This window comes from Mesorhizobium kowhaii (assembly GCF_003253745.1).
Taxonomy (GTDB): Bacteria; Pseudomonadota; Alphaproteobacteria; order Rhizobiales; family Rhizobiaceae; genus Mesorhizobium; species Mesorhizobium kowhaii.
Genome location: NZ_MZXV01000053.1, coordinates 1 through 2,581, shown reverse-complemented (window position 1 = coordinate 2,581; position 2,581 = coordinate 1). Strand labels below are relative to the sequence as shown.

Annotated in this window: 3 protein-coding genes; 1 reads left to right on the top strand and 2 read right to left on the bottom strand. The window is 58.7% G+C overall.

The window, feature by feature from the left end:
• The coding region (locus tag B5V02_RS24780) for a LysR family transcriptional regulator (RefSeq protein WP_111546704.1) at positions 1-853 on the top strand (853 nt) is incomplete at its 5' end.
• Positions 854-867: 14 nt separating this feature from the next.
• Here B5V02_RS24780 and B5V02_RS24775 read toward each other — a convergent pair.
• Positions 868-1,707, bottom strand: a complete 840-nt coding sequence (locus B5V02_RS24775; RefSeq protein ID WP_111546703.1) for a TIM barrel protein — start codon at positions 1,705-1,707, stop codon at positions 868-870.
• A 168-nt stretch (positions 1,708-1,875) separates the two neighbouring features.
• Positions 1,876-2,581, bottom strand: a 706-nt coding sequence (locus B5V02_RS24770; protein WP_111546702.1) for a substrate-binding domain-containing protein, incomplete at its 5' end; no start/stop codon positions are given.

Sequence of the window (2,581 nt, the reverse complement as noted above, 5' to 3'; positions counted from 1 at the left end):
TCTCACGGCGGCGGCACGCCGCATCAACCTCAGTCAGCCGGCCATGAGTTCGGCCGTCGCCCGGCTGCGCGATTTTTTCGGCGATGAACTGTTCAGCATGAGCGGCCGAGAACGTATTCTGACATCACGTGCAGCAGCACTTGCCCCCGCAGTCCGCGACGCTCTCCTGCACATCCAGTCCTCGATTATTTCTTCGGATCCGTTTAACCCAGCTCGATCCGACCGCCGCTTCAGGATCATTGTTTCCGATTTCGCCACGCTCGTGTTTTTTGAAAAAGTCGTGGAGCGTGTTGCCCGGGAAGCCCCCGCCGTCAACTTCGAATTGCTGCCTCTCGACGATAGCCCCGATGAGCTTCTCCGGCGCGGTGACGTCGATTTTCTAATTCTCCCGGATTTGTTCACGTCGAGTGCGCATTCAAGCGTGCCGCTGTTCAACGAGAGGCTCGTTTGCGTAGGCTGTCCCACGAACAAGCAGCTGCCACGGCACCTTACATTCGAGAGATACATGTCGATGAGGCACGTCTGCGTCAGGTTCGGACGTTTGCTGAAGCCCTCCATCGAGGAATGGTTTTTGCTTGAGCATGGTCTTAAGAGACGTGTTGAGGTCGTCGTGCAGGGCTTCAGCATGATCCCGCCTATGGTGTCCGGCACGGCTCGTATAGCGACCATGCCCTTGCGGCTGGTCAGGCATTTCGAAAAAACGTTCCCCCTTCAGGTCGTCGAACTTCCGCTGCCGCTCCCCGCTTTCACCGAAACCGTCCGATGGCCGGCTCTGCACAATAGCGATCCGGCAAGCATCTGGATGCGGGAGATAATGATGCAGGAGGCATCTCGGATGGCTGCTCCGCTGTGACACCAGGGGAGGCTCTAGGCGCACTTAGATTTACTACGTCTGCCAGCACTTGCTTTTTGCGTCAACATAGCGCGTTTGATGAAGTCAATGCTGGCGGCAAGTGCGCCTGCGAGATCGTCCAGCGTGCGGACTTCCTCGACCAGCTCGAATGAGAAGGGTCCCGCGTAGCCGCCATCAAGCAGCGCCTGGATCTGGCTGCCATTGTCGGACCCTCCAAGGAAGCGATCCGGGTAAATCCAGAAGGTCGGGTCGTTCACGCCTGAAATGTGCACCAGGCCAGTAAGCTCGCAGAACAAGGATATCTCCCCGGCCAGTGTGTGGTGGAACGTGTCGTGCACGAGGCGGTAGACGGACTGGCCATCAACTGCGGCAATGGCCTCGGCTGCTTCCTTCTTTGATCGAAGCGAGCAGGTTCGAAAGCCCAGCGGCTCGATGAGGCCGACTAGACCGCGCGACTGGAGGATCGGCTTGAGCGCATTTAGAGCGACGCGGAGATTGTCATGGCGCTCGCCGTTGCCGGCCCACGAGCCGTCGTTGACCGGCACCAGCACGACCATTTTAGTCCCGCACGCCGCCGCATAGTCGGCGAGCTTGCTCGCCTCAGCCTGACGCGTGGGAGTCCAGTCGTTGAAGCGCTGCAAGGCGTTGATGGAGATTATCGTGACGCCGGCTTTGGTAGCAGCAGACCGGACGTCCGCAGCCGGAATGGCGCGTGTAACAGGATTGCTGAAATGATGGTCACGAATTTGAACCTCGGTCAGGCCGTGGTCACGAGCAAGTGCGAAAATTGCACTGACGTCTAGTGAGGGCGCGGTCATGTGGTCGAGCGCAAAGCGGGGAGATACCTGGCGCATAGGGTTGGCTTTCCTTCCAGAAGTGCGGCGCCAGTTTCGCTTTGTCTGGCTTCTCCGCGCGCCCCCACCACAGGCCGATGCACAAACCTGATTGAATCAGGCGAGTCAATCGAGCGTTTCTTGCATTTATGATAGGAATCTCGGACCTTCTGATAGGATTACATCATTTCAAATATTTTCTGGCAGATAAATGTCAAACGGCAGAAATGTCTGCCCCGGCGTCTCCGCGGTGCCGGTCTTGATGGCGTTGTCCATAAGCGGCATCAGCTCCTGGCAAAGTCGGCGCAGTGGCGTGGCGAGCGCCATCGTAATGACGTCATCGGCGAGGGCCCTCCGTGACTCCGGCGTGATTTCATTCACGATCGCGACGAGATCTTGACCTTTGCACTCGTCCCGGAGCGCGGAGATCGCGCCCTCCATGCCACCGCCGGCCATGTAGAAGCCGACGAGATCAGGTTCCCGCTGCATAAGATCCAGCAGCGCCTCGTAAGTGATCTCTCGTTTCTCAAGGTTCACGAGCGTATCGAGCACCTCGAATGCTGGCTCGTTCTCACGGAAATAGGAACGAAAGCCGCTTTCCCGCAGGCCATGACTCTGGAAACGGTGGCTGCCGACAAACACCGCCACTTTGCCAGGCCGTTTGGCGGCTTTGGAGAACATCCAAGCTGCCGTGCGCCCGACCTTGCGGTTGTCGAGACCGACGTAACCCTCGCGCACGCCAGCGGCGAAGTCAGAAAGCAGAGAGAAAACCGGGATGCCTTTAGCCTTGAGCTCCTCGACTGCTGCCGTGATCTTAGGATGGTCCGGAGCCACCATGCCTATCGCGTGACAGCGCCTACCAAGATCCTTGAGGGTAGCCGCCAGGTCCTCGGGC